This is a genomic window from Candidatus Omnitrophota bacterium, from assembly GCA_040755155.1.
Taxonomy (GTDB): domain Bacteria; phylum Hinthialibacterota; class Hinthialibacteria; order Hinthialibacterales; family Hinthialibacteraceae; genus JBFMBP01.
Genome location: JBFMBP010000005.1, coordinates 1 through 2,283 on the forward strand (window position 1 = coordinate 1; position 2,283 = coordinate 2,283).

The window sequence follows — 2,283 nt, forward strand, 5'->3', positions numbered from 1 at the left end:
CGATAGTGAGCGGATGCAGTTTGGCGCCCAGGCGATGGGTTTGCTGTTTCCATTCCTCCTCGGTGAATTCTTCGGCGAAGTGCGGCTCCCAAAAGGCGATATGGCAGACGCGGCCAATGCCGAAGACTACCGCGAGACCAGCGCCGTCCTGACGCAAGTTGGCGATGCGGTCGAGGTAAGTGGGCAGCAATTTTTTTGTGGCGAAATGGCGCTGTTTTTTAGGAACGCTCAACGTTCCTAACGGTCCGTAAAAGGCGTTCTCCATAGCGTCCTGGAAAGAGCCAGGCGCGTTGGGCGGCGTGGTGTTGCCTTGAGCATCGGCCCATTCGTCCATATTGAAGCCGTAGACATGATCGCATTTGATCTTCCATTCCTTCAGAAAATAGACCGCCCATTTATACATGCCCATCGGGCCGACGGGCAGAATGATCGCCAGTTTCTTGCCCTGCTCTTTGTAAGTCCGAATCGTTTGGGCGATTTCAAAGCCCATCTTGGCGTCGAATTCTCCCATCGCCTCGCATTGAACCGGCTCGAAGCCCTTGTTCCACCAAGGCTGCCGTTTCAGAATATCCTCCGGGGGAAGGGAGCAGCACTTGTCGATCTTTTCCAGGTTCCATCCTTTAGGGTAAAACGATTCCAACAGCGAGCCTTTCAACGTCGTCAACATGGTAATATCCGCCATTTTTTTCCGCCTCCTTTGGGTTTTCCTCATCCTACCACAAGAACGATTCATAAATAAAGCAACCTGGGCGCGAATTTCCTTTCTTCCCGCCTCTGGCCGAAATGGCTTTTTTTTGGCAGAATGAAAATTCATGGAGGCGGTTATGCGTGAAATGAGGCGAAAACCATGATCGATCCCCAATTGCGAAATAAAATCGTTTTGATTACAGGAGCCAACCACGGCATCGGCGCGGCGGCGGCGAAAGCTTTTGCCGCCCAAGAAGCGAAAATATTCATCACGTATTTCCGCGAGAAATGCCCTTATTCGGAAGCGGAATTGAAGCAAACGCGAGAAACGGGAATCGTAGGCGAAAAATATTTCCGTTCGCAGCAACAACAATCCGCCGATGGGATTCTAAGTGAAATCGCATCAATGGGAGGAATCGCCGCCGCGCATGAAGCCGATCTCGGCGATTCCGAAAACATTCCCATACTGTTCGATCATTGCGAAAACAAATTAGGACCAGTGGATATTCTAGTAAACAATCACACTTACGATGTTCTCGACACCTTCGATCCCGCGCGAGCCAGCGCGGACAATAAATGGTTTGGAGAATATAAGGTTCAGTTAACCAACGCCGCTAATATCGACATCACTTTCGCCGTCAACGCCCGCGCCTATGCGCTGATGATGGCGGAGTATTTGAAACGCTATCTGGCGAGAAAAGCCCAAACGGGCAGGATCATTAATATCAGCACCGACGCCGCGCATTGTCACGAGGCTAATATCAGTTACGCCGCCAGCAAGCACGCTATCGAATCGTACAGCCGCTCCGCCGCCGTGGAGATAGGGCCGTATGGAATCACTGTAAACATCGTTGCGCCAGGGCCGATCCAAACGGGATACATGACCGCAGAGATGGTAGAAACCATTTCCAAAAATGGGCCGTTGCGGCGAGTCGGCGAGCCGGAAGACGTTGCCGACGCCATCGTTTTCTTGGCCTCCGAGCAAGCCCGTTGGATCACCGGTCAACTTATCTATGTCGGAGGCGGCTGGCGTATGCACCAATGACTTTAAAAACAGTGACGAGCGATGAGAGATGAGTATAAAAAATCATCTTTATTTCGACACCATATTTTCAATGAGGAGAAGAATCATGGCAAAATATCGAGCGGCGTTAATCGGCTGCGGTTGGGTATCCGGCGAGCATATCCGGGCGTACAAGAACAATCCCCTCACGGAGGTTGTCGCTCTGGCTTCGCTGACGAAGGACGAAGCGCAAGCCAAAGCGGACGAATGCGGACTGGCCGTTCCCTGCTACGATTCGCTGGACGAGATGCTGGAGAAGGAGAAGCCGCATATTCTTTCCGTCACCTCCCGCCCCGACTTTCACGTCGAGCACGCCATAAAAGCGGCGGAAAAGGGCGTTCATCTGGTCTTGGAAAAACCGATTGCGCTGAACTTGGACGAATTGCGGCGGCTTGTGGAATGCGTTGCCAAGCATCGAACCCAATCCATCGTCAGTTTCGTCTTGCGCTGGAATCCGCTCTTCACTATCCTACGGGCGCTTTTGGACGATGGCGCCGTGGGCGATCTCTTCTACGGCGAGGTCGATTATTACC

3 protein-coding genes are annotated in these 2,283 nt (G+C 52.4%); 2 read left to right on the plus strand and 1 reads right to left on the minus strand.

Annotation, left to right across the window (positions count from 1 at the left end):
• A partial coding sequence (locus AB1656_00710; GenBank protein ID MEW6233881.1) for a glucosamine-6-phosphate isomerase occupies positions 1-682 on the minus strand: 682 nt, incomplete at its 3' end.
• A gap of 165 nt (positions 683-847) precedes the next feature.
• Here AB1656_00710 and AB1656_00715 point away from each other — a divergent pair.
• On the plus strand, positions 848-1,732 hold the full coding sequence (locus AB1656_00715) for an SDR family oxidoreductase (GenBank protein ID MEW6233882.1): 885 nt from the start codon (positions 848-850) through the stop codon (positions 1,730-1,732).
• 85 nt (positions 1,733-1,817) lie between these two features.
• Positions 1,818-2,283, plus strand: a 466-nt coding sequence (locus AB1656_00720) for a Gfo/Idh/MocA family oxidoreductase (protein MEW6233883.1), incomplete at its 3' end; no start/stop codon positions are given.